Genomic DNA, 25260 nt, shown 5'->3' on the forward strand with positions numbered 1-25260 from the left:
CCGCGACCGGCGGGACGACCGTCCCTCGTACGGCGACCGGGATCGGGATCGTGGGCCCCGCCGTGATGGCGATCGTCCGCCCTTCCGTCGCGACGACCGCCGCGACGACCGCCGTGACGACCGCCGTGATGATCGCCGCGGTGGTGGCTTCCGTGGGCGGGATGATGACCGTGGTGCGCGTGGGCCGCGGCGGGACGACCGTGGTGGGCGGCCCGGTGGGTTCCGTGGGCGGGACGACCGGCGTGACGACCGGCGCGGTGGTGGCTTCCGTGGGGAGCGGGACCGGGACCGGGAGCCGATCAAGCGGCTGCCGATCCCCGAGGACGTCTCCGGGTTCGAGCTCGACAAGGGCGTGCAGCAGGAGCTTCAGTCGCTGCCCAAGGGGCTTGCCGAGGATGTCGGCAAGAACCTCGTGATGGTGGCGCGGCTGATCGACGAGGACCCCGAGGGTGCCTACGGGTACTCGCGGGTCGCGCTGCGGCTCGCGTCGCGCGTCGCCGCCGTGCGCGAGGCCGCCGGTTTCGCCGCGTACGCGAACCAGAAGTACAGCGAGGCGCTCGCCGAGTTCCGGGCCGCGCGGCGCATGACCGGCAACGTCGAGCTGTGGCCCGTCATGGCCGACTGCGAGCGTGGGCTCGGGCGGCCGGAGAAGGCGCTCGACATGGCCGGGGCGCCCGAGGTGCAGAAGCTGGACAAGGCCGGGCAGGTCGAGATGCGGCTCGTCGCCGCCGGCGCACGGCGGGACATGGAGCAGCTCGACGCCGCCATCGTCACCCTGCAGAGCCCCGAGCTCGCCTCCAACTCCGTACAGCCGTGGACCGCGCGACTGCGCTACGCGTACGCCGACGCGCTGCTGGCCGCCGGGCGTGAGGGCGAGGCGCGCGAGTGGTTCGCCAAGGCCGTCGAGTCCGACAAGGACGGCAGCACGGACGCGTCGGACCGGCTGGCCGAGCTGGACGGGGTCGAGTTCGTCGACGCCTTCGACGAGGACGAGAACGACGGCGCCGAGGACGCTGCCGCGCCCGCGCAGGCCGAGGGCGAGCAGCGTGACGAGCAGGGCCGGTAAGTAAGTAGGGCTGCTTTTTGTGTGAGTGACGGGCGGGCTCCTTCGGGGCCCGCCCGTCAGTCGTCGGTGAGGGTGCGCAGGACCAGGCCCGTCGCCGGCTTCGGGCCGAACGACGTCGACTTGCGCGGCATCGTCACGCCCTGCTGCGCCAGCTCGCGGACGACGTCCTCGCGCACCGGATGCATCAGCACCGCCGTACCGCCGTCACGGCGCGCCTTGTCGACCGTGGCCTGCGTGTCGTGGATGTACGCGATGTCGGCCGGGGAGTCCTCCGGGATGCCCCAGACGTGGGCGAGGAGCGTCGCGTGCAGCACCGTCGCGTCCAGCGTGCGCCAGGCCTCCGGACGGTCCGCGCGGATCGTGCGCGCGAGAAGGGCCGGATCGGGGCGGTCCAGGAGGTGGAACGTGTCGCCGGTGCCACCGGCCAGCAGGAAGGCGTTGCCCTCCGCCGACGCCTGAGCCAGAGCCTCCATGGCGTGCGGGAGCGGGCCCTTGACCTCGCGGACACGGAACGAGCCGTCGACCCCGGCCAGGGCCTCGTCGAGAGGGAGCCGGTTGAGGAGGCGGTGGATGGCGCGGACGCGGAGGGGGTAACGGGCCGTGTCGACCAGGAGCACCAGGCCGTAGTCCCAGGGAGAGGACGCGGACGCCGGGTGTTCCGTGCGCAGGCGCAGATAGGTCGCCCAGCGGTGGTGACCGTCGGCGATCAGGGCCTGGTGGGAGGCCAGGTCGGCGTGGACGTGCGCGAGGTCCGCCGGGTCCGTGACCGCCCACAGGCGGTGGTCGTAGCCGTCCTCCGTGGTCGTCGCCAGGAGCGGAGGCCGGCGCACGGTGCGCTCGATGACGGCCGAGGCGCCGGTCGCGCTGCCGTTGCCGCGGTAGGTCAGCAGGAGCGGTTCGAGGTTCGCCTCCGTGGCGCGCATGACACCCGCGCGGTCCTCGACGACGTGCGGCATGACGCCCTCGTGGGGCAGCACGACACCCTCCGCCGCCTCGGACAGGCGCAGGGCGCCGATGACACCGCGCTGGAGCATGTCGCCGCCCCGCTGCTCGTACACGTACAGCGCGGGTTCCGGGTCGGGGGCGAGGACGCCCTCGGTGAGCCAGTGCCGGAGGGTGGCGGCCGCCTGGGCGTTGCGGGCGCCCGGATCCGTCGCCTGCGGCAGGATCAGCCGGACGATGTTGAACGGGTCCGCGCTCTCCAGATGCAGCAGGCCGTCGGGGCGTACGACGACGTCGTACGGGGGTGAGGTCACGGCGGCGAGGCTGCCGACCCGCTCGGGGACGTACCGCACCCCCCTGAACGGCATCAGGTCCAGGCCGTGGTTTCCCGTCTGTGCCGTGCGACCTGCAGTGTTCATTCGTGCATCGTACGAGTGTCGGTGCGGTGGGGGATGATCGGGGAGTGGGATCGAACGAGGAGCGATACGTAATGAGCCAGAGTGAACGCGGGGCGGCCGGCAGCGGGCCGCGTATGCGGCCCGAGGGCAGTGCGCGGGCGTTGAGCGAGGCCTATGACACCGCCCTGCTCGATCTTGACGGGGTCGTCTACGCCGGTGGGCACGCCATCGACCACGCCGTGGACGCGCTGGCCACCGCGCGGGACGGCGGGATGGCGCTCGCGTACGTGACGAACAACGCGCTGCGCACCCCCGACGCCGTCGCCGAGCACCTGAGCGAGCTGGGGATCACCCCGACCGCGGCCGAGGACGTGATCACCTCCGCCCAGGCCGTGGCCCGGCTGATCAGTGAGCAGGTGCCCGAAGGGGCGCGCGTGCTCGTGATCGGCGGTGAGGGGCTGCGGGTCGCGCTGCGCGAGCGCGGGCTCGTGCCGGTCGAATCCGCTGATGACGACCCCGCCGCCGTGGCCCAGGGGTACGGCGGGCCCGACATGACGTGGAGCCGCTTCGCCGAGGGCTGCTACGCGATCGCGCGGGGCGTGCCGTGGTTCGCGTCCAACACCGACCTGACGATCCCGAGCGGCCGGGGCATCGCGCCGGGGAACGGAGCGGCGGTCGAGGTCGTCCGGATCGCGACGGGTGCCGAGCCGCAGGTCGCCGGAAAGCCGCTGCCCCCGATGCACCGCGAGACCGTGCTGCGGACCGGGGCCGAGACGCCGCTCGTCGTCGGCGACCGGCTCGACACGGACATCGAGGGGGCGTTCAACGGCGGGGTGGACTCGCTGCTCGTCCTCACCGGAGTGACCGACGGAGCACAGCTGCTGGCCGCGCCGCCGCAGCACCGGCCGACGTACGTGGACCGCGATCTGCGCGGGCTGCTGCGCGGACAGCCGGATGTCGAGGACACCGATGGCGAGGTGCGGTGCGGCGGGTGGACCGCCTCGGCCGGGGACGGGGCGCTGGAGCTGGCCGGTGAGGGGGATCCGCTGGACGGGCTGCGGGCGCTGTGCGGGGCCGCCTGGGCCGCGGCCGGTGACGGTGTGTGCGAGCTGGACTCTGTGAAGGTTCTGGAGCGATTGGCCGAGGCGGGGCTTTAGCCCTGCGCCCAGGGGCGAGGCGTGGGGGCAGGGAGTGCGCCGGTCGGGACGCGAGCGCGGGGCTCGTCGTGGCGGGGCGCGTCGTTCCCCGCGCCCCTGGGTGTGCGCAACTCCCCGGGGTGGGCGAGGAGCAAGATAGGTTAGCCTAACCTCGTGTTGGTCGAGAGTCCCCCAGAAGCCGGCGCGGAGACCGCTCCCGCGCCCCCAGGCCGTCGTACGGCGATACGTACCGCCGTGCTGCTCGCGTCGGTCCTCGTGCTGATCGCCGTCGCCGTGGCGAGCATCGCCGTCGGCGCCAAGTCGCTCACGCTCGATCAGGTGTGGCACGGCCTGTTCCACGACACCAACACCTACGCGGACGTGGTCGTCGGGGAGCGCGTCTCGCGCACCCTGCTCGGACTGCTCGCCGGGCTCGCGCTCGGGCTCTCCGGAGCCGTGCTCCAGGCGCTCACCCGCAACCCGCTGGCCGACCCCGGCATCCTCGGCATCAACATGGGGGCGTCCGCCGCCGTCGTCACCGCCATCAGCTTCTTCGGCGTGACCTCGCTGAGCGGCTATGTGTGGTTCGCCTTCGCGGGCGCCGCCGCCGTGGGCGTGCTGGTGTACGTGCTCGGCGGGACCCGGAACGCGACGCCCGTACGCCTCGCGCTCGCCGGTACGGCGGTCGCCGCCGCGCTCTCCGGCTACATCTACGCCGTGATGATCACCGACGACGTCGCGCTCAACCGGATGCGGTTCTGGCAGGTCGGCTCGCTGGCCACCGCCAGCATGCACACGATCCAGCAGGTGTGGCCGTTCATCGCGGTCGGCGCACTGCTCGCGCTCGGCCTGGCGCGGCCGCTGAACGCCATGGCGATGGGCGACGACACCGCGCGGGCGCTCGGCGCGCACCTCGGCCGGACCCGCGCGCTCGGCATGCTCTCCGCCACCCTGCTCTGCGGCGCCGCCACCGCGGCCTGCGGGCCCATCGCCTTCGTCGGCCTGATGGTGCCGCACATGGTGCGCTCCTTCACCGGGCCCGACCAGCGCTGGCTGCTGCCGTACTCGGCGGTCCTGTCGCCGGTGCTGCTGCTCGGCGCCGACGTGCTCGGCCGGATCGTGGCCCGGCCCTCCGAACTCCAGGTCGGCATCGTCACCGCCGTCATCGGCGCACCTGTGTTCATCGTTCTCGTACGACGCCGGAGGATGGCCCAGCTGTGAAGACCACCAAGGCGGTCCGCACCCCGGGCGGACTCTCCGTACGGCTCGACCCGCGCACCGTCGTCGTCGTGGCCGCCCTCGTCGTCGCCGTGCTGGCCGCGAGCGTCGTGCTCATCGGCACCGGCGACTTCCCGATCCCCGCCACGGACGTGCTGCGCACCCTGGCCGGCCACGGGAACGCCGGGCAGGAGTTCATCATCAACGACCTGCGGCTGCCGCGGGCCCTCGTCGGGCTACTGGTCGGCGGCGCGCTCGGACTCTCCGGCGCGCTGTTCCAGTCCATCTCCCGCAACCCGCTGGGCAGCCCGGACGTGCTCGGACTCAGTCAGGGCGCCACCGCCGGTGCCCTCGTGATGATCGTGATCTTCGGCGGCAGCGCGGTGCAGGTCGCCCTCGGCGCGCTCGTCGGCGGTCTCGTCACCGGTGTCGCCATCTACGTACTCGCCTGGAAGCGGGGCGTGCACGGCTACCGGCTCGTGCTCGTCGGCATCGGCGTCTCCGCCTTCGTGACGGCCGTCAACGGCTATCTGCTCACCAAGGCCGACTTCGTCGACGCCGCCCGCGCCACCGTCTGGATGACCGGATCGCTCAACGGACGCGACTGGACCCAGGTGTGGCCGCTGCTGCTCCTGTTCGTCGTCATCGCGCCGCTCGTCGCCTGGTACGGACGGCCGCTGCGGATGCTGGAGATGGGCGACGACGCCGCCGGCGCGCTCGGTGTGCCCGTCGAGCGGACCCGGATGCTGCTGCTCGCCGCCTCCGTGGTGCTGACCGCGGCCGCCACCGCCGCCGCGGGCCCGGTCACCTTCGTGGCGCTCACCGCCCCGCAGATCGCCCGCCGCCTGACCAGGTCGCCCGGTCCGAACCTGCTGGCCGCCACCGTCCTCGGCGCCACCCTGCTGATCGTCGCCGACCTGGCGTCGCAGCGTGCGTTCGGCGCCGACCAGCTGCCCGTGGGTGTCGTCACCGGAGTCGTCGGCGGTGTCTATCTGCTGTGGCTGCTCGTCACCGAGCGCAAGGCGGGGCGGATTTGAGCCCCGTTACTCGTACGAACCAAAGGAGCACCGCCGTGAACAGGCTGATAGCCGACGACGTGACCCTCGGATACGACCAGCGCGTCATCGCCGAGAAGCTGTCCGTCGAGATCCCCGACCAGTCCTTCACGGTGATCGTCGGCCCGAACGCCTGCGGCAAATCGACGCTCCTGCGCGCCCTGTCGCGCATGCTCAAGCCCAGCACCGGCCGGGTCCTGCTCGACGGCCATGTCATCCAGTCGATGCCCGCGAAGAAGGTCGCCAAGACGCTCGGTCTGCTCCCGCAGTCCTCCGTCGCGCCCGACGGCATCACCGTCGCCGACCTCGTCGCCCGCGGCCGCTACCCGCACCAGGGTCTGCTGCGCCAGTGGTCGCCCGAGGACGAGAAGGTCGTCAACGAGTCGATGGCGTCCACCGGCGTCGCCGAGCTCGCCGACCGGTACGTGGACGAGCTCTCCGGCGGTCAGCGCCAGCGCGTGTGGATCGCCATGGCGCTCGCCCAGCAGACCCCGCTGCTGCTGCTCGACGAGCCGACGACCTACCTCGACATCCAGCACCAGATCGACGTCCTCGACCTCTGCGCCGACCTGCACGAGGAGCAGGGCCGCACCCTCGTCGCCGTGCTGCACGACCTCAACCACGCCGCCCGGTACGCGACGCACCTGATCGCGCTGCGCGACGGTGAGGTGATCGCCGAGGGCGCGCCCAAGGACATCGTGACCGCCGACCTCGTCGAGCGGCTCTTCGGGATGAAGTGCCAGGTCATCGACGACCCGGAGACCGGTACGCCACTGGTGGTACCTGCGGCGCGAAAGACCCGCGGAAAGCGGGACGCGGAGGCCGCCCCGGTGGAAATCGCTAAAGCAGCGTCCTGAGGCGCAGCAGATCGCGGAAGGACGCCTCCAGCTTCACGCGGCCCGAGGCCCACGCCTTCGCGAAGTTCAGCCGCCCGTCCACCATCGCCACCAGGTCGTCGCCCGTCATCGCAAGACGGATCTGCGCCTTCTCGGCGGGCGGTCCCGGGCGGGTGTCCAGCACCGTGATCCGGCCGTCCTCGAGACGGCCGGAGAACGTCGTGTCCAGGTCTCTGATGTGGCAGCTCAGCGAGCGGTCCAGGGCGACCGCGGCGCGTACGTCGCCGTCCGCGCCCGCCATGCTGTCCGCGAGCCTGCTCAGTGCCTCCCGGCACTCCTCAATCGTCGCCATCGTGATCGACGGTACACCGGCGCCACGAGGTAGCGTCTGGGCATGAGCGAGACACCCGCCGCCGAGGCCCCGGTTCCGGCGGAACCGTCGTACGACCCCGCGGCACCCGCCCCCCTGGGCATCGAGCGCACCGTCACCGGCAACGCCGAGGTGGACGCGCAGCTGGAGCGGCTCGGCGATGTGGACCACCTCGCGGCGGACGGACACGTCGAGGTGTACGAGGATGTACATCAGGGCCTGCGATCAGCGCTGACGGCGCTGGACGCGCGGCCCCAGCCTTCACCCTCGTACGACCACAGGAGCTGAACCGACCGTGGCAGGTGTGACCCGTCGCCGCCTCGACGCCGAACTCGTCCGCCGCAAACTGGCCCGCTCGCGCGAGCACGCCAGTCAGCTGATCGCCGCGGGGCGGGTAAGCGTCGGCAAGACCGTCGCGACCAAGCCCGCGACACAGGTGGAGACGGCCGCGGCCATCGTCGTGCAGCAGGACGACGACGACCCCGAGTACGTCTCGCGCGGCGGCCACAAGCTGGCGGGCGCCCTGGCGGCGTTCCTGCCGCAGGGGCTCGTCGTGGAGGGCCGGCGGGCCCTGGACGCCGGGGCCTCCACCGGCGGCTTCACCGATGTGCTGCTGCGCTCGGGCGTCGCGCACGTCGTCGCCGTCGACGTCGGCTATGGGCAGCTCGCCTGGTCGCTGCAGAGCGATGAACGCGTCACCGTCAAGGACCGTACGAACGTACGCGAACTGACGCTGGAGGCGATCGACGAGGTGCCCGTGGACGTGGTGGTCGGAGACCTGTCCTTCATCCCGCTCGGCCTGGTGCTGCCCGCTCTCGTGCGGTGCGCGGCGCCCGACGCCGACCTGGTGCTGATGGTGAAGCCGCAGTTCGAGGTGGGCAAGGAGCGGCTCGGCAGCGGCGGTGTCGTGCGCAGCCCCGAGCTGCGGGCCGAGGCCGTGCGCGGGGTCGCCGCGCAGGCGCACCGGCTCGGCCTCGGTGTGCGGGGCGTGACCGCGAGCCCGCTGCCCGGTCCTTCCGGGAACGTCGAGTACTTTCTGTGGCTGCGTGCCGGTGCGCCCGAACTGGACCCGGCCGACGTCGACCGTGCAGTGGCGGAGGGGCCGCGTTGACCCAGACCCGAGCTCGTACTGTTTTCCTGCTCGCGCACACCGGACGGCCCGCGGCCATCCGCAGCGCCGAGCGCGTCGTCGAGGGCCTGCTGCGCAGCGGCCTCGGGGTGCGGGTCCTGGAGTCGGAGGCCTCGGACCTGCCGCTGCCGGACTCCGTGGAGCTGGTGAGGGAGGCGACCCCGGCCTGCCTGGACGGGTGCGAGCTGCTCATCGTGCTCGGCGGGGACGGGACGCTGCTGCGCGGCGCCGAGTTCGCCCGCGCCTCCGGGGTGCCGATGCTCGGGGTGAACCTGGGGCGCGTGGGCTTCCTGGCGGAGGCCGAGCGCGACGACCTCGACAAGGTCGTCGACCGGGTCGTCACCAAGGAGTACGAGGTCGAGGAGCGGATGACGATCGATGTCGTCGTGCACCGCAACGGCGACGTCGTGCACCAGGACTGGGCGCTCAACGAGGCGGCCGTGCAGAAGACCGAGCCCGAGCGGATGCTCGAAGTCGTCCTGGAGATCGACGGGCGGCCGGTGACCGGCTTCGGGTGCGACGGCATCGTGTGCGCCACCCCGACCGGGTCGACCGCCTACGCGTTCTCGGCGGGCGGGCCCGTGGTGTGGCCCGAGGTCGAGGCGCTGCTCATGGTGCCGATCAGCGCCCACGCCCTGTTCGCCAAGCCGCTGGTCACCTCGCCGAACTCGGTCCTGGCCGTCGAGGTGCAGCCGCACACCCCGCACGGGGTGCTGTGGTGCGACGGGCGGCGGACCGTCGAACTGCCCGCGGGCGCGCGCGTGGAGGTGCGGCGCGGGGCCGTGCCGGTGCGGCTCGCCCGGCTGCACCACGCCGTGTTCACGGACCGGCTCGTGGCCAAGTTCGCCCTGCCGGTGGCGGGGTGGCGCGGGGCGCCGCACTGATCACGAGCGCCGTCGCGCGAACAGAACCGGTCAGCCCTCCGCGATGGCGTTGGCTCCGTTTGTCGTGAGGGTGTGACGGGCCGATGGAGATCTGTCGCCGGAACGCGGCGCCGCGAAAGCCCTGGGAGGGGCCCTGAGGGCCGCCCGCGCCGGCGCCGTGCTCAGGGGGCCCGGCGTGCGCGGAACGGGCCCGTGCGTGCCGGGCCGTGCGATACGGGGAGGGCGCCGCCCCGGGGGCACACGCACGGGTGACAGGCGCCTCGCACCACCTGCTGGTTCGGCCCCCGGGGCCGGGGCCCGTCGCACAGGTGGCCCCCGACCTCGTAAGGTCGTGTCCGTGTTGGAGGAGATGCGGATACGGTCGCTCGGAGTCATCGACGACGCGGTGGTCGAGCTGTCGCCCGGTTTCACGGCGGTGACCGGTGAGACCGGCGCGGGCAAGACCATGGTCGTCACGAGCCTCGGGCTGTTGCTGGGCGGGCGCGCCGACCCCGCGCTCGTACGGATCGGCGCGAAGCACGCGATGGTCGAGGGGAGCGTCACGGTGCCCGCCGGTTCCGGCGCGGCCGCACGGGCCGAGGAGGCCGGGGCCGAACTGGAGGACGGTGTGCTGCTCGTCAGCCGTACCGTTTCCGCCGAGGGGCGCTCGCGGGCCCACCTGGGCGGCCGCTCGGTGCCCGTCGGCGTGCTCGCGGAACTCGCGGACGAGCTCGTCGCGGTGCACGGCCAGACCGACCAGCAGGGGCTGCTCAAGCAGGGGCGGCAGCGGCAGGCGCTCGACCGGTACGCCGGGGACGCCGTCGCGAAGCCGCTCGCCAAGTACGCCGGCGTGTACAAACGGCTGAGGGCCGTCGGCGCCGAGCTCGACGAGATCACCACGCGCGCGCGGGAGCGGGCGCAGGAGGCGGATCTGCTGCGGTTCGGACTCGACGAGATCGCCGCCGTGGAACCCCGCGCAGGGGAGGACGTCGAACTGGCCGAGGAGGCGTCGCGGCTCGGCCACGCCGAAGCGCTGGCGTCCGCCGCCGCGGCCGCGCACGGGGCGCTCGCCGGGAACCCCGAGGACCCGGAGGGCGTGGACGCCCAGACCCTGGTCGGCGGCGCCCACCGGGCCTTGGAAGCGGTCCGCTCCCACGACTCCGCCCTCGGCACGCTCGCCGAGCGGATCGGCGAGGTGCAGATCCTGCTCACCGACGTGGCCGCCGAACTCGCCGGATACGCGGACGACTTGGACGCCGACCCGCTGCGGCTCTCGGCCGTCGAGGAGCGCCGGGCCGCGCTGACCGCGCTCACGCGCAAGTACGGCGAGGATGTCGACGCCGTACTGACCTGGGCCGAGCAGAGCGCCGCGCGCCTGCTCGAACTCGACGGCGACGACGAGCGGATCGACGAACTGACCGCCGAGCGCGACGCGCTGCGCGGCGAACTCGGAATCCTCGCCCAGGAATTGACGCACGCCCGGGTGGAGGCCGCCGCGCGGTTCGCCGCCGCCGTCACCGAGGAGCTGGCCTCGCTGGCCATGCCGCACGCCCGGATCTCCTTCGACATCCGGCAGACCGGGACCGACGCCGGTGACGGCGTGGAGGTCGACGGCCGGACCGTGGCGTGCGGGCCGAGCGGCGCCGACGAGGTCGAGCTGCTGCTCGCCCCGCACCCCGGCGCCCCGCCGCGGCCCATCGCCAAGGGCGCCTCCGGCGGTGAGCTCTCCCGCGTGATGCTCGCGGTCGAGGTCGTCTTCGCCGGCACCGACCCGGTGCCCACCTATCTCTTCGACGAGGTCGACGCCGGTGTCGGCGGCAAGGCCGCCGTCGAGATCGGGCGGCGCCTCGCCAAGCTGGCCAAGTCGGCGCAGGTCGTGGTCGTCACGCACCTGCCGCAGGTCGCGGCGTTCGCCGACCGGCAGTTGCTGGTCGAGAAGACGAACGACGGATCGGTCACCCGTTCCGGCGTCACCGTGCTCGAAGGGGAGGACCGCGTACGGGAGTTGTCGCGGATGCTCGCCGGGCAGGAGGACTCCGAGACGGCGCGGGCGCACGCGGAGGAGTTGCTGGCTGCGGCCAGGGCCGACGCCTAGCGCCTGTCTCCCAGATCCCTCCTGCCCCGCGACGCCTGGCACGCGCTCTCGCCGCACCGGGCACAAGGCCGAGTACGCCCAGTACGAGGCCGTGCACCCGGCACTCCCCCAGCCTTCGGCCGGGGGGACCCCCTGAGAGCACGCACCAGACGCCGCAGGGCCCGCCCTCCGGGCGGACGGAGGGATCTGGGAGACAGGCCCTAGCGCTCCGCCGGAGTGCGGGGCGTGTTCGGCCGTCCGTCGCGTCGTGGCTGGGCGCGCAGTTCCCCGGGCCGCGGAGGAACGCGTCGGAGAAGAAGGCAACATGGGGGTGTCAAGTCACCCATGCGAGTGGTCCGGTGTGCCATGTTGCCCGGACTCGTGCGGTGAGAGACCGTGAGCGGTGCCGGAACGCCCGTACGGGCTGGCATCCTTGGCAGCGCGGCGCAAGCATCTCCAGACCCGTAACCCGTAACCCCGTAACCCCGTAACTATCGACCAGGAGCCCGGTCACGTGAGCCACGTGAGCAGCCACGCAGCGCACGGACAGACGCCGCTGCGCACCGTGCAAGTGCTGGGCGGCGGCAGCGCGGGCAGCAGTGCCCATGTCCGTTCCCTGACAGCCGGGTTGGTCGCCCGCGGGGTGCGGGTCACGGTCTGCGCGCCGTCCGAGGCCGAGCGCGCGTACGGGTTCAGTGAGGTCGGCGCCCACCATCTGCCGGTACCGCGCAGCAGCGACCCGGCGTCCGTCGCCGCGCTCCGCGTGGCCTGCGCCGACGCCGACCTCGTGCACGCCCATGGACTGCACGCCGCGCTGCGCGCCTCCCTCGCGCTCAGCGGCCGCCGGATCCCGCTCGTCGTCACCTGGCACACCCGGTCCTACGCGGAAGGGGCCCGCGCCCATCTGCTGCGGATGCTGGAGCGGCGCGTCGCCAGAGCCGCGTCCGTCGTGCTCGGCACCTCGTCCGACCTGGTCGACCGGGCCCGCACCCGCGGCGCCCGGGACGCCCGGCTCGCCGCCGTCTCCTTCCCGCCGCCGCGCCGCCCCGAGCCGTCCCAGGAGGACGACGCCGAGCGCGCCCGCCACAAGACGCGGGCCGAACTGGGCGCGGTGGGCCGCCCGTTGCTGATGTCGGTCGGCACCCTGGAACGGCACCGGGGCTACGAGGTGCTGCTCGACGCGGCCCACGCCTGGCTGGACCTGGACCCGGCGCCGCTCCTCGTCATCGCGGGGGAGGGGCCCCAGCGGGGCGTCCTCCAGCGCCGGATCGAGGCCGAGGGCCTGCCGGTGCGCCTCGTCGGCCGCCGGGACGACGTCGCCGACCTGCTGCACGCCGCCGACATCGCCGTCCTGCCCAGCAGCTGGGAGTCCCGCTCGCTGCTCGCCCAGGAGGCCCTGCACGCCCGTGTACCGCTCGTCGCCACCGATGTCGGCGGCATCCCCGAACTCGTCGGGGACGCGGCCGAGTTGGTGCCCTACGGCGACGCGCCCGCCCTGGCCCGCGCGATCGAACGCCTCCTCGCGGACCCCGGACACTGCGCCCGGCTCCGCGACGCGGGCACCGCGCAGGCCGCCTCCTGGCCGAGCGAGGACGCGACGGTCACGCAAGTGCTCAGCGTGTACGACGAGTTGACCGGCACCTTCTGACAGGCGCGGCTACCCCACGTGCCGCCGGGCCCGCAGCGCCAGGCTCAGCGCCAGTACCGTCTGCGGATCGTCCAGGTCCGTGCCCAGCAACTCGCCGATGCGGGCCAGACGGTTGTACAGCGTCTGGCGGTTCAGATGCAGTTCGCGGGCCGTCTCCGCCTTGCGGCCCGCGTGCGCCAGGTACGTCTGGAGCGTGGGGAGCAGGGGCGGCTTCGAGCGTTTGTCGTGGTCCTGGAGGGGGCCGATCGCGCGCTCCACGAACGCCGCCAGGTCGGGATGGTCGCGCAGCCGCCACAGCAGCAGGTCGATGTCCAGGCGCCGCGCGTCGAACCACGGGCGGTCGGTGAGGCCCTGCGCGGCCGTCGCCGTCTCCGCCGCGTGCCGCAGACCCGCGGCCGCCGCCGCCCAGCCGCCCGCCCCGCCGACCACGACCACCGGCGGCTGCGCGCCCGCCCGCTGCATCCCGGCCCGCTCCACGCCCGCCCGCAGCGCCGCCGCCACCCGGTCGGCGACCGCCGTGCGCTCCGACTCCGAACGCAGCCCGAGCAGCAGCGGCACCCGCCCCTCGACCGGCCGTACGCCGAGCAGCACGGGCACGCCGACCGACGCCAGCTCCTCCGACACGGCCCGCGCGAGGACCGCCCAGCCGCCGCCCGGCGACAGGCTCAGCGCCGTCTCCGGCGTGCCCGGCATCCGCATCACCACCGGCAGCAGCGGCCCCTGTCCGGTCGGCCTGAAGCCGAGCACGCGCGCCTGCGCCGGAGCGGCCTCCGGGGTGATCCGGCCCTCCGCGAGGTCGGTGAGGAAGTCGCCGCGCCCGCGCGCCGCCAGCTCCTCCTCCTGCCGTGCCTGCATCAGCACGACGGCCAGCGACCCGGCGGCCCGCTCCGCCGCGATCCGGTGCACGGGCGCCGGCGCCGACGACACCGGCAGCAGGACGAGCCGCGCCCGTACCGAACCCGTACCGGGACCGCCGCCCGGCACGTCCACGAGCAGCGCCCCGCTCGGCGGCTCGTCCTGGTGCGTGCCGCGCATGCCCTCCCACACCTGGAGCGGATCGGTGATGTCGCCGTCGGCGCCGGCCGCGTACAGCAGCTGTCCGTCGGCGGTCTCCAGGAACACCGGGTTCCCGCTGAACTCGGCCAGGATCCGCAGCACCTGCGGCACCCCGCCACCGCCGAGCAGCGCGTTCGTGCAGCGCCGGTGGACCTCCTCGGCGCGCTGGAGCAGCGCGTAGTGGCCGTTGACGATCTCGGTGTGGATCTCCTCGGTGACCGTCACGAAGGGGACCTCGCGGTGCAGCTGCACCAGCGGCAGGCCCGCCGCCCGCGCCGTCTCCACCAGCGCCGCGGGCAGCCGCGCGAACCGCTGCCCCAGCTCGATCACCAGTGCGGCGATGCCCCGCTCGGCCAGCTTGCGGACGAAGGCCCGCTGCTCGGCCGGGCGCGTGCCGAGGCCGAACCCCGTGGTCAGCAGCAGCTCGCCGCCCTTGAGCAGCGACGCGATGTTCGGCACCTCGCCCGCGTGCACCCACCGCACCGTCCGCTGGAGCCGGTCCCCGCCCGCCACCACCTCGGGCAGCCCGCTGCGCAGCCCGGGCAGCTCCAGGGCCCGCTGCACGGTGATCCCGGCGGGCGAGGAGGGAGGGGAGTACGGCGGGTACTCGGGGGAGGTGCTGTCCATGAGGCGGACGGTACCGGCGCGGACGATCCTGGAACATGTCCACCCCGTCACGGAGACGACCATCGGCCCCGATGTCACGACAACTCGTGGCATCGGGGCCGATCTTGCCGGGCGGAACGGCCCGTGTGGCGTACGTCACGGACCGCCCTCCGCAGGGCGCGGAGGGCGGTTCCGGTCAGCCGCCGTACGCCCCCGAAGAGGTCAGCCGCAGGGCCGTGTCGATCAGCGGGACGTGGCTGAAGGCCTGCGGGAAGTTGCCGACCTGGCGCTGCAGCCGCGGGTCCCACTCCTCGGCCAGCAGGCCCAGGTCGTTGCGGAGGGCCAGCAGCTTCTCGAAGAGGCGGCGGGCCTCGTCGACCCGGCCGATCATCGCGAGGTCGTCCGCCATCCAGAACGAGCAGGCGAGGAAGGCGCCCTCGTCGCCGGGCAGCCCGTCGACGCCCGCGTTGTCGCCGTCGGTGGGGTACCTGAGGATGAACCCGTCCGTCGTCGACAGCTCCCGCTGGATCGCCTCGATGGTGCCGATGACGCGCTTGTCGTCGGGCGGCAGGAAGCCCATCTGGGGGATCAGCAGCAGCGAGGCGTCCAGCTCCTTGCTGCCGTACGACTGCGTGAAGGTGTTGCGCTCCTTGTCGTACCCCTTCTCGCACACGTCCCGGTGGATGTCGTCGCGCAGCTCGCGCCACTTCTCCAACGGCCCGTCGGCGTCACCGGACTCGATCAGCTTGATGGTGCGGTCGACCGCCACCCACGCCATGACCTTCGAGTGCACGAAGTGCCGGCGCGGACCGCGCACCTCCCAGATGCCCTCGTCCGGCTCGTCCCAGTGGCCCTCCAGGTACTGGATGAGCTTGAGCTGGAGCAGCGACGCGTAGTCGTTGCGGGCCAGGCCCGTCATGTGCGCGAGGTGCAGGGCCTCCGTCACCTCGCCGTACACGTCGAGCTGGAGCTGGTGCGCCGCCCCGTTCCCGACCCGGACCGGCGCCGAGTTCTCGTAGCCCGGCAGCCAGTCCAGCTCCGCCTCGCCGAGTTCCCGCTCGCCCGCGATGCCGTACATGATCTGCAGGTTCTCCGGGTCGCCGGCCACGGCCCGCAGCAGCCACTCGCGCCAGGCCCGCGCCTCCTCCCGGTACCCGGTGCGCAGCAGCGACGACAGCGTGATCGCCGCGTCCCGCAGCCAGGTGTACCGGTAGTCCCAGTTCCGTACGCCGCCGATCTCCTCCGGCAGCGAGGTGGTGGGCGCGGCGACGATGCCGCCCGTCGGCGCGTAGGTGAGGGCCTTCAGCGTGATGAGGGAGCGGACCACGGCCTCCCGGTAGGGCCCGTGGTACGTACAGTGATCCACCCATTCCCGCCAGAACTGCTCGGTCGCCACCAGCGATCCCTCGGGATCCGGCAGCGGCGGCTGGTCCTTGTGCGAGGGCTGCCACTGGATGGTGAAGGCGATCCGGTCGCCCGGGGCCACGGTGAAGTCCGAGTACGTCGTCAGGTTCTTGCCGTACGTCTCGGCGTCGGAATCCAGCCACACGGAGTCGGGCCCGGCCACCGCGACCGTGCGCCCGTCCACCTTGTGCACCCAGGGCGTGATCCGCCCGTAGGAGAAGCGCATCCGCAGCGCCGAACGCATCGGCACCCGGCCGCTGACCCCCTCCACGATCCGGGTCAGCTGCGGCGCGCCGTCGCGCGGCGGCATGAAGTCGGTGACGCGGACGGTGCCGCGCGGTGTCTCCCACTCCGACTCGAGGATCAGCGAGTCGCCCCGGTATGTGCGCCGGGTCGCCGTCGGCGGTTCGGCGTCGGCCGCGTAGGCCGGGCCGAGCCGCCAGAAACCATGATCCTCGGTGCCGAGCAGCCCGGCGAAAATGGCATGCGAGTCGAAGCGGGGCAGGCACAGCCAGTCCACTGTGCCGTCCCGGCAGACCAGTGCTGCGGTCTGCATGTCCCCGATGAGTGCGTAATCCTCGATGCGCCCGGCCACGTGCATCTCCAGTCGAACGGCCACGTACACCCCTGCGCGGCGAAAGCTGCGAGGGGCATGCGCTCTGCGGTCTTCACGGTCAACTAACGATCGTCAACCACGACGATCAAACGGTCAACGAATGGTCTTGATACGTCGACCTGATACGTGGTTGTCAAACGAACTGACGAGTCGGTTGTTCCGGTGGAGGCACCGGCGATCGGATGCGATCGGACTTCGTGTTTTCCGGTGAACGGGCGGGAACGGGCGGGGGTGTTGCCGTTGTGGTGCCGTTTTCCTGAGGTGACTCGCCAGCCGAGTGTCCGAGCAGGATACGACGCGCTCAAGTGATCCGCGTGCCGCTCAGGGCAACGCACCTGGGCCGAACGAGTGAGCCACGGGTGAGTCTGCCGTGACGGCGGTACACCCGTGCCGCCTTTGTGGTGACGCGTGTGCGGAGCGTGGCCGGAAGCAGTCTCCCCGATGCGCTGATACCCTGGTAGCCCGTGAGCCGGTGGTCATTGAACCCCCGAACCGCAGCGACGGCGCCTCCCCCCGGAAGAGATTCCACGATCGGGAAAGCCCGTCGGCACGCACGCCAGACCGCGACCACGGGAGCCCCCTCTTGGCCATGACGCCCAAATCCACGACGACCAAGCACATCTTCGTCACCGGGGGTGTCGCCTCCTCCCTCGGCAAGGGCCTCACCGCCTCCAGCCTCGGGATGCTGCTCAAGGCACGGGGCCTCCGCGTCGTCATGCAGAAGCTCGACCCGTACCTGAACGTCGACCCGGGCACGATGAACCCGTTCCAGCACGGTGAGGTGTTCGTCACCAACGACGGCGCCGAGACCGACCTGGACATCGGCCACTACGAGCGTTTCCTCGACGTCGACCTCGACGGCTCGGCCAACGTCACCACCGGCCAGGTCTACTCGCAGGTCATCGCCAAGGAGCGGCGCGGCGAGTACCTCGGCGACACGGTCCAGGTCATCCCGCACATCACGAACGAGATCAAGCACCGCATCCGCCGCATGGCGACCGACGAGGTCGACGTCGTGATCACCGAGGTCGGCGGCACCGTCGGCGACATCGAGTCGCTGCCGTTCCTGGAGACCGTCCGCCAGGTCCGCCACGAGGTCGGCCGCGACAACGTCTTCGTCGTGCACATCTCGCTGCTGCCCTACATCGGTCCCTCCGGCGAGCTGAAGACCAAGCCCACCCAGCACTCGGTCGCCGCCCTGCGCAACATCGGCATCCAGCCCGACGCCATCGTGCTGCGCTGCGACCGCGAGGTCCCCACCGCCATCAAGCGCAAGATCTCGCTGATGTGCGACGTGGACGAGGACGCCGTCGTGGCCTGCCCCGACGCCCGTTCGATCTACGACATCCCGAAGGTCGTGCACACCGAGGGCCTCGACGCGTACGTGGTCCGCAAGCTGGACCTGCCGTTCCGCGACGTGGACTGGACGACCTGGGACGACCTGCTCGACCGCGTCCACAACCCCGACCACGAGATCGTCATGGCCCTGGTCGGCAAGTACATCGACCTGCCCGACGCCTACCTCTCGGTGACCGAGGCGCTGCGCGCCGGCGGTTTCGCCAACAAGGCCCGCGTCAAGATCAAGTGGGTCACCTCCGACGACTGCAAGACGCCGGCCGGCGCCAAGAAGCAGCTCGGTGACGCCGACGCGATCTGCATCCCCGGCGGCTTCGGCGACCGCGGTGTCTCCGGCAAGGTCGGCGCGATCCAGTTCGCCCGCGAGAACAAGATCCCGCTGCTCGGTCTCTGCCTGGGCCTCCAGTGCACCGTCATCGAGGCGGCCCGGAACCTGGCCGACATCCCCGACGCGAACTCGACGGAGTTCGACGCGGCGACCGCCCACCCGGTCATCTCCACGATGGCCGAGCAGCTCGACATCGTCGCCGGTGAGGGCGACATGGGCGGCACCATGCGGCTCGGCATGTACCCGGCCAAGCTCGCCGAGGGCTCCATCGTGCGCGAGGTGTACGACGGCAAGGAGTACGTCGAGGAGCGCCACCGTCACCGCTACGAGGTGAACAACGCGTACCGCGCCGAGCTGGAGAAGAAGGCCGGGCTGCAGTTCTCCGGCGTCTCCCCGGACGGCAAGCTCGTCGAGTACGTCGAGTACCCGCGCGAGGTCCACCCGTACCTGGTCGCCACCCAGGCCCACCCGGAGCTGCGCTCGCGCCCGACGCGTCCGCACCCGCTCTTCGCCGGTCTGGTCAAGGCCGCCGTGGAGCGCAAGGTGAAGGCCGCCGCGGGGGCCAAGAAGGCCAAGTAAGGCCTGTCGTACCAGCGATGTACGGTTACCGGGGTGCGTGCCAAATGCGGCACGTGCCCCGGTTTTTTTGTGCTCGTGGGAGGACGTTGCGGCATGACGACGATCAAGGACACCGCCGAGAAGTGGGAGGTCCGGGCGACCGAGACCCCCTTCGTCGGGGCCAAGACCTCGGTGCGTACGGACGAGGTCGTCATGCCGGACGGGTCCGTGGCGCGGCGCGACTACCAGGTCCACCCCGGCTCGGTGGCCGTGCTCGCCCTCGACGACCGGGACCGGGTGCTGCTCCTGAAGCAGTACCGGCACCCCGTCGGCATGAAGCTCTGGGAGATCCCGGCCGGGCTGCTCGACGTCCCCGGTGAGAATCCGCTGCACGCCGCGCAGCGGGAGCTGTACGAGGAGGCGCACGTCAAGGCCGAGGACTGGCGGGTCCTCGCCGATGTGTACACCACGCCGGGCGGGTGCTCGGAGGCCGTGCGGATCTTTCTCGCTCGCGGGTTGTCCGAGGCGGACGGGGCGCGGTTCGAGGTGGAGGACGAGGAGGCGGACATGGAGTTCGCCCGGGTGCCGCTGGGGGAGCTGGTGCGGGGGGTGCTCGGCGGTGAGCTGCACAACAACTGCCTCGTGGTGGGGGTGCTGTCGTTGAGCGCGGCGTTGGCGGGGGACGGGGTGGACGCGCTGCGGGCCGCCGATGCCGAGTGGCCGGCGCGGCCGTTCGACGCCTAGGCGCCGTTGCGGGCTCGGTTGTTTCGCGGGTGCGGCGTGCGTCGGGGCTGGTCGCGCAGTTCCCCGCGCCCCTGAAAGATCCCCGTCCGCCCCACGGGCTCGCGTCGCCACCTGCGGGCCGGTGGCCGCTTCTCGCGCAGTTCCCCGCGCCCCTGAAGCGAGCTCCGCTCGCCCAGGGGGGCGCGGATGGACGACAAGCTGACCATCCGCTGATCCGATCGGGGGACCCGCCCGCGCTGCACGGCCGGGGCGGCGGTGCCCCCTGAACTAGGCTCGGGCTCGCCCCTGCCGACCCCCGGAGGGGCTGGCGTGAGACGGAGCGTGGCCCGTGACGAATCAGGCGGTCGAGGAGCCCTCTGGGCGAGCCCGAAAGCGGCGCCGCACCCGCCGTGGCCTGGACATGACGGCGCCTCAGTTCCTCGGACGCGGGCGCGAGTTGAAAGAGCTGCGCGCCGACATCGAGCGCGCGGGCCTGGACACCCTGTCGGGCCGCAAGGCACCCAGGGCCCGGGTCCTGCTCATCGCGGGCCGCCCCGGCACCGGCCGCACCGCACTCGCCGAGGAACTGCTGCGCCAGATCGCCGAGCGCTACTCGGACGGCGCGGTCCGGACCCGGCTCACCGCACCCGACGGCACCCCGGTACCGACCGAGCGCGTCGCCCGCGAACTGCTCGACGCGCTCGACCTCCCCGCACCCCCCGGCGAGTCCGCCGACGACCTGACGGAGCGGCTGCGCGAGGGACTGTCCGTGCGCCGGGTCGTCCTGCTGCTCGACGACGCGAGCAGCGCCGAGCAGGTGGACGAACTGCTGCCCGAGACCCCCGACTGCCTGGTGGTGGCCGTCGCCGAAGGTCCCCTCACCGGCATCCCGGACGTCCGGCCCTGCACGATCGGCGGCCTCGACACCAAGTCCGCCGTCGAACTGCTCACCCGGCACACCGGCTCCGTCCGGATCACCTGCGACCCGCGCTCCGCCGAGTCCCTGGTCGAGGTCTGCGGATCGGAACCCGCGGCCCTGGAGATCGCCGGCGGCTGGCTCGCCGTACGGCCCAAGGAGTCCGTCGCCGACCTGGCCAAGCAGTTGCACGCGCTGGAGGGCGACGGACCGGCCCTCGCCCGGGTGTTCCGGCACGCGTACGCGTCCCTGCCCGGGCCCGCCGCCCGGATACTGCGATACCTGTCCCTCGCGCCCGAGGGCTACGTCGACCCGCACACCGCCTCCGCGCTCGCCGGCTGCTCCGTGTCCGCCGCGCGCACCACGCTCGACGACTTCGTGACGCTCGGGCTCGTCCGGGCCGTCGCCTCCGAGCTGCCGCAGTACGAGGTGCCGGGCTGTCTGCTGCCGCTGCTGCGCGGGCTGACCGAGACCCTGGACCGGCCCGGCGAGGTGCAGCTGGCCCGCGCCCGGATGCTGGAGCGCACCGTGCGGCTGCTCACGTCCTGCCGCGCGATCACCGAGCCCGACGGCTCCCCGCCCCGCAAGAAGCTCGCGGGGCTGCCCAGCGCACTGCGGTTCACCGACACCGAGGCGGCCGCCGAATGGCTGCGGGTGCGGCAGCCCACGCTGCTCGCGGCGGCCCGGCTCGCCGTGGCGGACGGCGAGCTCGACACCCTGGCACGGCGGCTGATGGCGGCCCTGACCCGGGCCCTGGTCGCGCACCGGGGGCCCGAGGACGCCGCCGCCGAGCTGTACGGCATCCACCGGCTCGTCCTGGACGTCGCGGAACGGCGCGATCTGCCGCGCGAGAAGGCCGCGGCCCTGCTCAACCTCGCCGACCTCGACGCGCACACCGGACGGACCCAGGAGGCACTGGCCCGCTACCGGGCCGCGCTGGACGCCGGACGGGCGGCCGGCGACCCCTACGCGACCGGCCGCGCGATGGAATCCGTAGGCGGCGCCTACCAGGAGCTGGGCGACTGGCAACGGGCCGCCGACTGGTACGGCCGCGCCCTCGCCCAGCGGCTCACCCGGGGCGAGCGGTCGGACGCCGCGCGGCTGCACGGCCGGATCGCGGCGGTGCACACGTACGCGGGGCGCTACGGGGACGCGCTGCGCGGCTGGCGGTCGGCCGTCGCCGGGTACCGCAAGGAGGGCGACGTCCCGGCCCAGGCCCGCGCGCTGAGCGAACTCGCGCGCGTGCAGGAGTACGCCGGGCGGCCCGAGGACTCGCTCCACACGTGCCAGGAGGCCGTCGAGTGGGCCCGGCAGGCCAAGGACGTACGGCTCCAGGCGGCGCTCCAGCTGCGGCTCGCGGACACCCTCGAACGGCTCGGCGACCCGGCCGCGGCCAAGCTGCACCGCGCTGCGGCCGAGCGCATGCTGGGGGAGGAGCTCGCACCGGCGGTGCCCCCGGAGGCCGAAGGCGAGAAGGACGCTCCGGAAGCAAACCCTTCGGAACAAGCCGCTAACGCCTACGAAATCCGTAGTGCATCTGTCGAAGATTGATGCATCGAAAGGCTAGACAGCAAGAAAACCTTCATTAGACTGGCTCCGCCGCGTCCTTCCGCGGTCTCTCCCGGTGCGCCCCTCGGGGCACTGGTATGTAGTGCATTGCCCGAAACATCCCCTGAGCCAAGGACCGTGATCGACGATGAAGGTCGGCATCCCCCGCGAGGTCAAGAACAACGAGTTCCGGGTGGCCATCACCCCCGCCGGCGTGCACGAGCTGGTGCGCCACGGCCACCAGGTCTTCGTCGAGCAGAACGCCGGTGTGGGTTCCTCGATCACGGACGCCGAGTACGTCTCGGCCGGCGCGCAGATTCTCGGCACCGCCGACGAGGTCTGGGCCACCGCCGACCTGCTCCTGAAGGTCAAGGAGCCGATCGCGGAGGAGTACCACCGCCTGCGCAAGGACCAGACGCTCTTCACGTACCTGCACCTCGCGGCCTCCAAGGAGTGCACCGACGCGCTCCTGGAGTCCGGCACCACCGCCATCGCGTACGAGACCGTCGAGACCGCCAACCGCGCGCTCCCGCTGCTCGCCCCGATGTCCGAGGTCGCGGGCCGCCTCGCCCCGCAGGTCGGCGCCTACCAGCTGATGGCCGCCAACGGCGGCCGCGGTGTGCTGCCCGGCGGTGTCCCCGGCGTCGCGGCCGGCAAGGCCGTCGTCATCGGCGGTGGCGTCTCCGGCTGGAACGCCGCGCAGATCGCCATCGGCATGGGCTTCCACGTGACCCTGCTCGACAAGGACATCAACAAGCTCAAGGAAGCCGACAAGATCTTCGGTACGAAGATCCAGACCGTCGTCTCCAACGCCTTCGAGCTGGAGAAGGCCTGCCTCGAGGCCGACCTCGTCATCGGTGCCGTCCTGATCCCCGGCGCCAAGGCGCCGAAGCTGGTCACCAACGAGCTCGTGTCGCGGATGAAGCCCGGAAGTGTCCTTGTCGACATCGCGATCGACCAGGGCGGCTGCTTCGAGGACTCGCACCCGACCACCCACGCCGAGCCGACCTTCCCGGTCCACAACTCGGTCTTCTACTGCGTCGCCAACATGCCCGGCGCCGTGCCCAACACGTCGACGTACGCGCTGACCAACGCGACGCTGCCGTACATCGTCGAGCTCGCCAACCGCGGCTGGGTCGAGGCCCTGCGCCGGGACGCGGCCCTGGCCCTGGGCCTGAACACGCATGACGGCAAGGTCGTTTACAAGGAGGTCGCGGAGGCCCACGGCCTGGAGCACGTCGAGCTCGAGACGCTCCTGGGCTGACGCCCCGACCGGCCCCGGCCGGCCGCCCGGACCGGGCGGCCGTCAACGGGAGTCGTCAATCTCACGCCTGCGGCCGGACCTTGCGAGGGGTCCGGCCGTACTTTTGGGGGCACGGTGGGCGCGCCGGTGGGGTCAACTCGCCGTGAACGTAACCCTTTAACCGATTCGCGCCCCTGTGAAACCCGCCGAAGAACCGTCATACGCCCTTGACATGAGGGTGTTGCTTTGTCGCTGAAGTGCCGACACATCGTGCCGGGTCCGGCGGATTGTGTTGCTGCGGAGTGGTGACACGCCATAGAGTCGCAAACCGTCGGCATGGTGCCACGCTGACCTATCGATAAATGTTCCTGGTCACATCCAAGGAGGTAAGACGACTTGTGAATGAGTCGACATTTACTCCCGGAGGTGGCCAGCCAGGCGGACAAGGACCCGCGGGGCTTCAGGCTGTCGGCTCCGTCGCTGTACGTACCTTCGCGGCCCGCCAGAGTGGCTATCAGGGCGGCTCGTCCCAGAGCCCCCAGCAGACGCCGACGCAGACAGCACACCAGAGCATGGATGGCCATCACGTGAACGCCATGGCCGGCGACCGAAGTGGCGACACACACAGCCACTTCGCCGACTACGACGAACTGTCCCCCGAGGGACACTTCTACGACCCAGACGCCGAGTACGAGCCCGATCCGGAGTACGCGGCCACGCTCGCGCCCGACGCTGCCCGGCAGCGCCGCGAGCGCATCGGCCCGACCGGGCGCCCGCTCCCGTACTTCCCGATTCCAGGACCGCTGACCGACCACGGCCCCGCGAAGATCATCGCGATGTGCAACCAGAAGGGCGGCGTCGGCAAGACCACGTCGACCATCAACCTGGGTGCGGCACTTGCCGAGTACGGCCGCCGGGTCCTGCTCGTCGACTTCGACCCGCAGGGTGCCCTGTCGGTCGGGCTCGGCGTGAACCCGATGGAACTCGACCTGACGGTCTACAACCTGCTTATGGAGCGGGGGATGTCCGCCGACGAGGTGCTGCTGAAGACGGCCGTTCCGAACATGGATCTGCTGCCCAGCAACATCGACCTGTCCGCCGCCGAAGTGCAGTTGGTCAGTGAGGTCGCGCGCGAGTCCACGCTGCAGCGGGCGCTCAAGCCGCTGATGGACGACTACGACTACATCGTGATCGACTGTCAGCCCTCGCTCGGCCTGCTGACCGTGAACGCGCTGACGGCCGCTCACAAGGTCATCGTCCCGCTGGAGTGCGAGTTCTTCGCGCTGCGCGGTGTCGCGCTGCTGACCGAGACCATCGAGAAGGTCCAGGAGCGGCTCAACCCCGAGCTCGAACTCGACGGCATCCTCGCCACGATGTACGACTCGCGGACCGTGCACAGCCGTGAGGTGCTGGCGCGCGTCGTCGAGGCATTCGACGACCACGTCTACCACACGGTCATCGGCCGGACCGTCCGCTTCCCGGAGACCACGGTCGCCGGTGAGCCCATCACCACGTACGCGTCCAACTCCGTGGGCGCCGCCGCCTATCGCCAGCTCGCCAGGGAGGTGCTCGCCCGGTGTCACGCCGAGTGAGTCTGCCGGGGGCCGACGAACTGTTCCGTACGACCGGGGGCATGGCACTTCAGGCGTCGTCACCGAGACGCGCGGCGAACGGTGAGGCACGGGTGCCCGCGCCGGCCGGCGAGAGCGACGAGGCGGCCGCCGCGTCGTCCGCGCCGGAGGAGGGCGAGGGCGAGTCCGCGCCGTCCGCCGAACACACCGCCGCGGACGCGGAGTCCGACTCCGGGTCGCGCGGCCGGACCGCCGCCGCGGAGCCGGCCGAGAAGCCCGCACGGCGCTCGTCCGGCGGCGCGCAGGAAGGTTCTGCCGGTGGTGGCCGGGGCACGGGCCAGGCCCGTCGCCGCGCCCGCGCCGCGAACCGGCGGCCCAGTGGCCGGGAGCGGCACGACGAGAAGATCACCGTGTATGTCTCCGCCGAGGAGCTGATGGACCTGGAGCACGCGCGTCTGGTGCTCCGCGGGGAGCACGGGCTCGCCGTGGACCGGGGCCGGATCGTGCGCGAGGCCGTCGCCGTCGTCCTGGCCGACCTGGAGTCGCGCGGCGACGCCAGCATTCTCGTTCGCAGGCTGCGCGGGCGGTAGCCTCCGGCAT

At 72.3% G+C, this 25260-nt stretch carries 20 protein-coding genes; 16 read left to right on the forward strand and 4 right to left on the reverse strand.

Annotated elements, in window-relative coordinates; genetic code table 11:
- The first annotated feature begins 352 nt into the window (after positions 1 to 352).
- Positions 353 to 1066 carry a hypothetical protein gene (locus K377_RS26645; RefSeq protein WP_258395137.1) on the forward strand — a complete coding sequence of 238 codons (714 nt, stop codon included), beginning with the start codon at positions 353 to 355 and terminating at the stop codon, positions 1064 to 1066.
- Positions 1067 to 1122: 56 nt separating this feature from the next.
- On the opposite strand, the gene K377_RS26650 is transcribed toward K377_RS26645, so the two are convergent.
- Entirely contained in the window at positions 1123 to 2427 is a 1305-nt protein-coding gene (locus K377_RS26650; protein ID WP_111666073.1) for a DUF1015 family protein, read from the reverse strand.
- A gap of 71 nt (positions 2428 to 2498) precedes the next feature.
- Here K377_RS26650 and K377_RS26655 point away from each other — a divergent pair, with 71 nt between their 5' ends.
- The 4 genes from K377_RS26655 to K377_RS26670 all read left to right on the forward strand — a co-directional run bounded on the left by K377_RS26655 (position 2499) and on the right by K377_RS26670 (position 6672).
- Entirely contained in the window at positions 2499 to 3563 is a 1065-nt protein-coding gene (locus tag K377_RS26655) for an HAD-IIA family hydrolase (RefSeq protein WP_181512650.1), read from the forward strand.
- Positions 3564 to 3716: 153 nt separating this feature from the next.
- Positions 3717 to 4763, forward strand: a complete 1047-nt coding sequence (locus tag K377_RS26660; protein WP_111666075.1) for an iron ABC transporter permease — start codon at positions 3717 to 3719, stop codon at positions 4761 to 4763.
- Positions 4760 to 5797, forward strand: a complete 1038-nt coding sequence (locus K377_RS26665) for an iron chelate uptake ABC transporter family permease subunit (RefSeq protein WP_111666076.1) — start codon at positions 4760 to 4762, stop codon at positions 5795 to 5797. Before K377_RS26660 ends, K377_RS26665 begins: the two co-directional genes overlap by 4 nt.
- Positions 5758 to 6672, forward strand: a complete 915-nt coding sequence (locus K377_RS26670) for an ABC transporter ATP-binding protein (RefSeq protein ID WP_375605958.1) — start codon at positions 5758 to 5760, stop codon at positions 6670 to 6672. The genes K377_RS26665 and K377_RS26670 overlap by 40 nt, the downstream gene beginning before the upstream one ends.
- Here the strand turns inward: K377_RS26670 and K377_RS26675 are convergent.
- The gene (locus K377_RS26675; protein WP_181512651.1) at positions 6656 to 7003 is read right to left on the reverse strand and encodes an SCP2 sterol-binding domain-containing protein; all 348 of its coding nucleotides are present in this window, start codon (positions 7001 to 7003) and stop codon (positions 6656 to 6658) included. The two genes, K377_RS26670 and K377_RS26675, sit on opposite strands and share 17 nt — an antisense overlap.
- A gap of 42 nt (positions 7004 to 7045) precedes the next feature.
- Between K377_RS26675 and K377_RS26680 the strand changes: the two genes are divergently transcribed.
- The 5 genes from K377_RS26680 to K377_RS26700 all read left to right on the forward strand — a co-directional run bounded on the left by K377_RS26680 (position 7046) and on the right by K377_RS26700 (position 12735).
- Complete coding sequence (locus tag K377_RS26680; protein WP_111666078.1) at positions 7046 to 7309, forward strand: hypothetical protein; 264 nt, start codon at positions 7046 to 7048, stop codon at positions 7307 to 7309.
- A gap of 7 nt (positions 7310 to 7316) precedes the next feature.
- Complete coding sequence (locus K377_RS26685) at positions 7317 to 8132, forward strand: TlyA family RNA methyltransferase (RefSeq protein ID WP_111666079.1); 816 nt, start codon at positions 7317 to 7319, stop codon at positions 8130 to 8132.
- Entirely contained in the window at positions 8129 to 9034 is a 906-nt protein-coding gene (locus tag K377_RS26690; RefSeq protein ID WP_111666080.1) for an NAD kinase, read from the forward strand. The genes K377_RS26685 and K377_RS26690 overlap by 4 nt, the downstream gene beginning before the upstream one ends.
- Positions 9035 to 9383: 349 nt before the next feature.
- Positions 9384 to 11108 carry a DNA repair protein RecN gene (gene recN / locus K377_RS26695; RefSeq protein ID WP_111666081.1) on the forward strand — a complete coding sequence of 575 codons (1725 nt, stop codon included), beginning with the start codon at positions 9384 to 9386 and terminating at the stop codon, positions 11106 to 11108.
- A gap of 493 nt (positions 11109 to 11601) precedes the next feature.
- A complete protein-coding gene (locus K377_RS26700; protein WP_111666082.1) occupies positions 11602 to 12735 on the forward strand; it encodes a glycosyltransferase family 4 protein in 1134 nt (377 codons plus the stop codon).
- Positions 12736 to 12744: 9 nt separating this feature from the next.
- Here K377_RS26700 and K377_RS26705 read toward each other — a convergent pair whose 3' ends face one another.
- Positions 12745 to 14418, reverse strand: a complete 1674-nt coding sequence (locus K377_RS26705) for a PucR family transcriptional regulator (RefSeq protein ID WP_111666083.1) — start codon at positions 14416 to 14418, stop codon at positions 12745 to 12747.
- 175 nt (positions 14419 to 14593) lie between these two features.
- Positions 14594 to 16396, reverse strand: a complete 1803-nt coding sequence (locus tag K377_RS26710) for a glycoside hydrolase family 15 protein (RefSeq protein ID WP_111666265.1) — start codon at positions 16394 to 16396, stop codon at positions 14594 to 14596.
- Between the two features lie 610 nt (positions 16397 to 17006).
- Between K377_RS26710 and K377_RS26715 the strand changes: the two genes are divergently transcribed.
- From K377_RS26715 to K377_RS26740, 6 genes are all read left to right on the forward strand, one after another.
- On the forward strand, positions 17007 to 18680 hold the full coding sequence (locus K377_RS26715) for a CTP synthase (RefSeq protein ID WP_111666084.1): 1674 nt from the start codon (positions 17007 to 17009) through the stop codon (positions 18678 to 18680).
- A gap of 93 nt (positions 18681 to 18773) precedes the next feature.
- A complete protein-coding gene (locus K377_RS26720; protein ID WP_111666085.1) occupies positions 18774 to 19403 on the forward strand; it encodes an NUDIX hydrolase in 630 nt (209 codons plus the stop codon).
- Between the two features lie 328 nt (positions 19404 to 19731).
- Positions 19732 to 21849, forward strand: a complete 2118-nt coding sequence (locus tag K377_RS26725; protein ID WP_375605959.1) for a tetratricopeptide repeat protein — start codon at positions 19732 to 19734, stop codon at positions 21847 to 21849.
- Between the two features lie 145 nt (positions 21850 to 21994).
- Positions 21995 to 23110, forward strand: coding sequence for an alanine dehydrogenase (ald, locus tag K377_RS26730; protein ID WP_111666086.1), 1116 nt, complete (start codon positions 21995 to 21997; stop codon positions 23108 to 23110).
- A 377-nt stretch (positions 23111 to 23487) separates the two neighbouring features.
- A complete protein-coding gene (locus K377_RS26735; RefSeq protein ID WP_111666087.1) occupies positions 23488 to 24681 on the forward strand; it encodes a ParA family protein in 1194 nt (397 codons plus the stop codon).
- A complete protein-coding gene (locus K377_RS26740) occupies positions 24666 to 25250 on the forward strand; it encodes a hypothetical protein (RefSeq protein WP_111666088.1) in 585 nt (194 codons plus the stop codon). The genes K377_RS26735 and K377_RS26740 overlap by 16 nt, the downstream gene beginning before the upstream one ends.
- The last annotated feature ends 10 nt before the right edge of the window (positions 25251 to 25260 follow it).

Origin of the sequence: Streptomyces sp. PsTaAH-137, assembly GCF_003259365.1 — a bacterium.
In the GTDB taxonomy this organism is placed as follows: Bacteria; Actinomycetota; Actinomycetes; order Streptomycetales; family Streptomycetaceae; genus Streptomyces.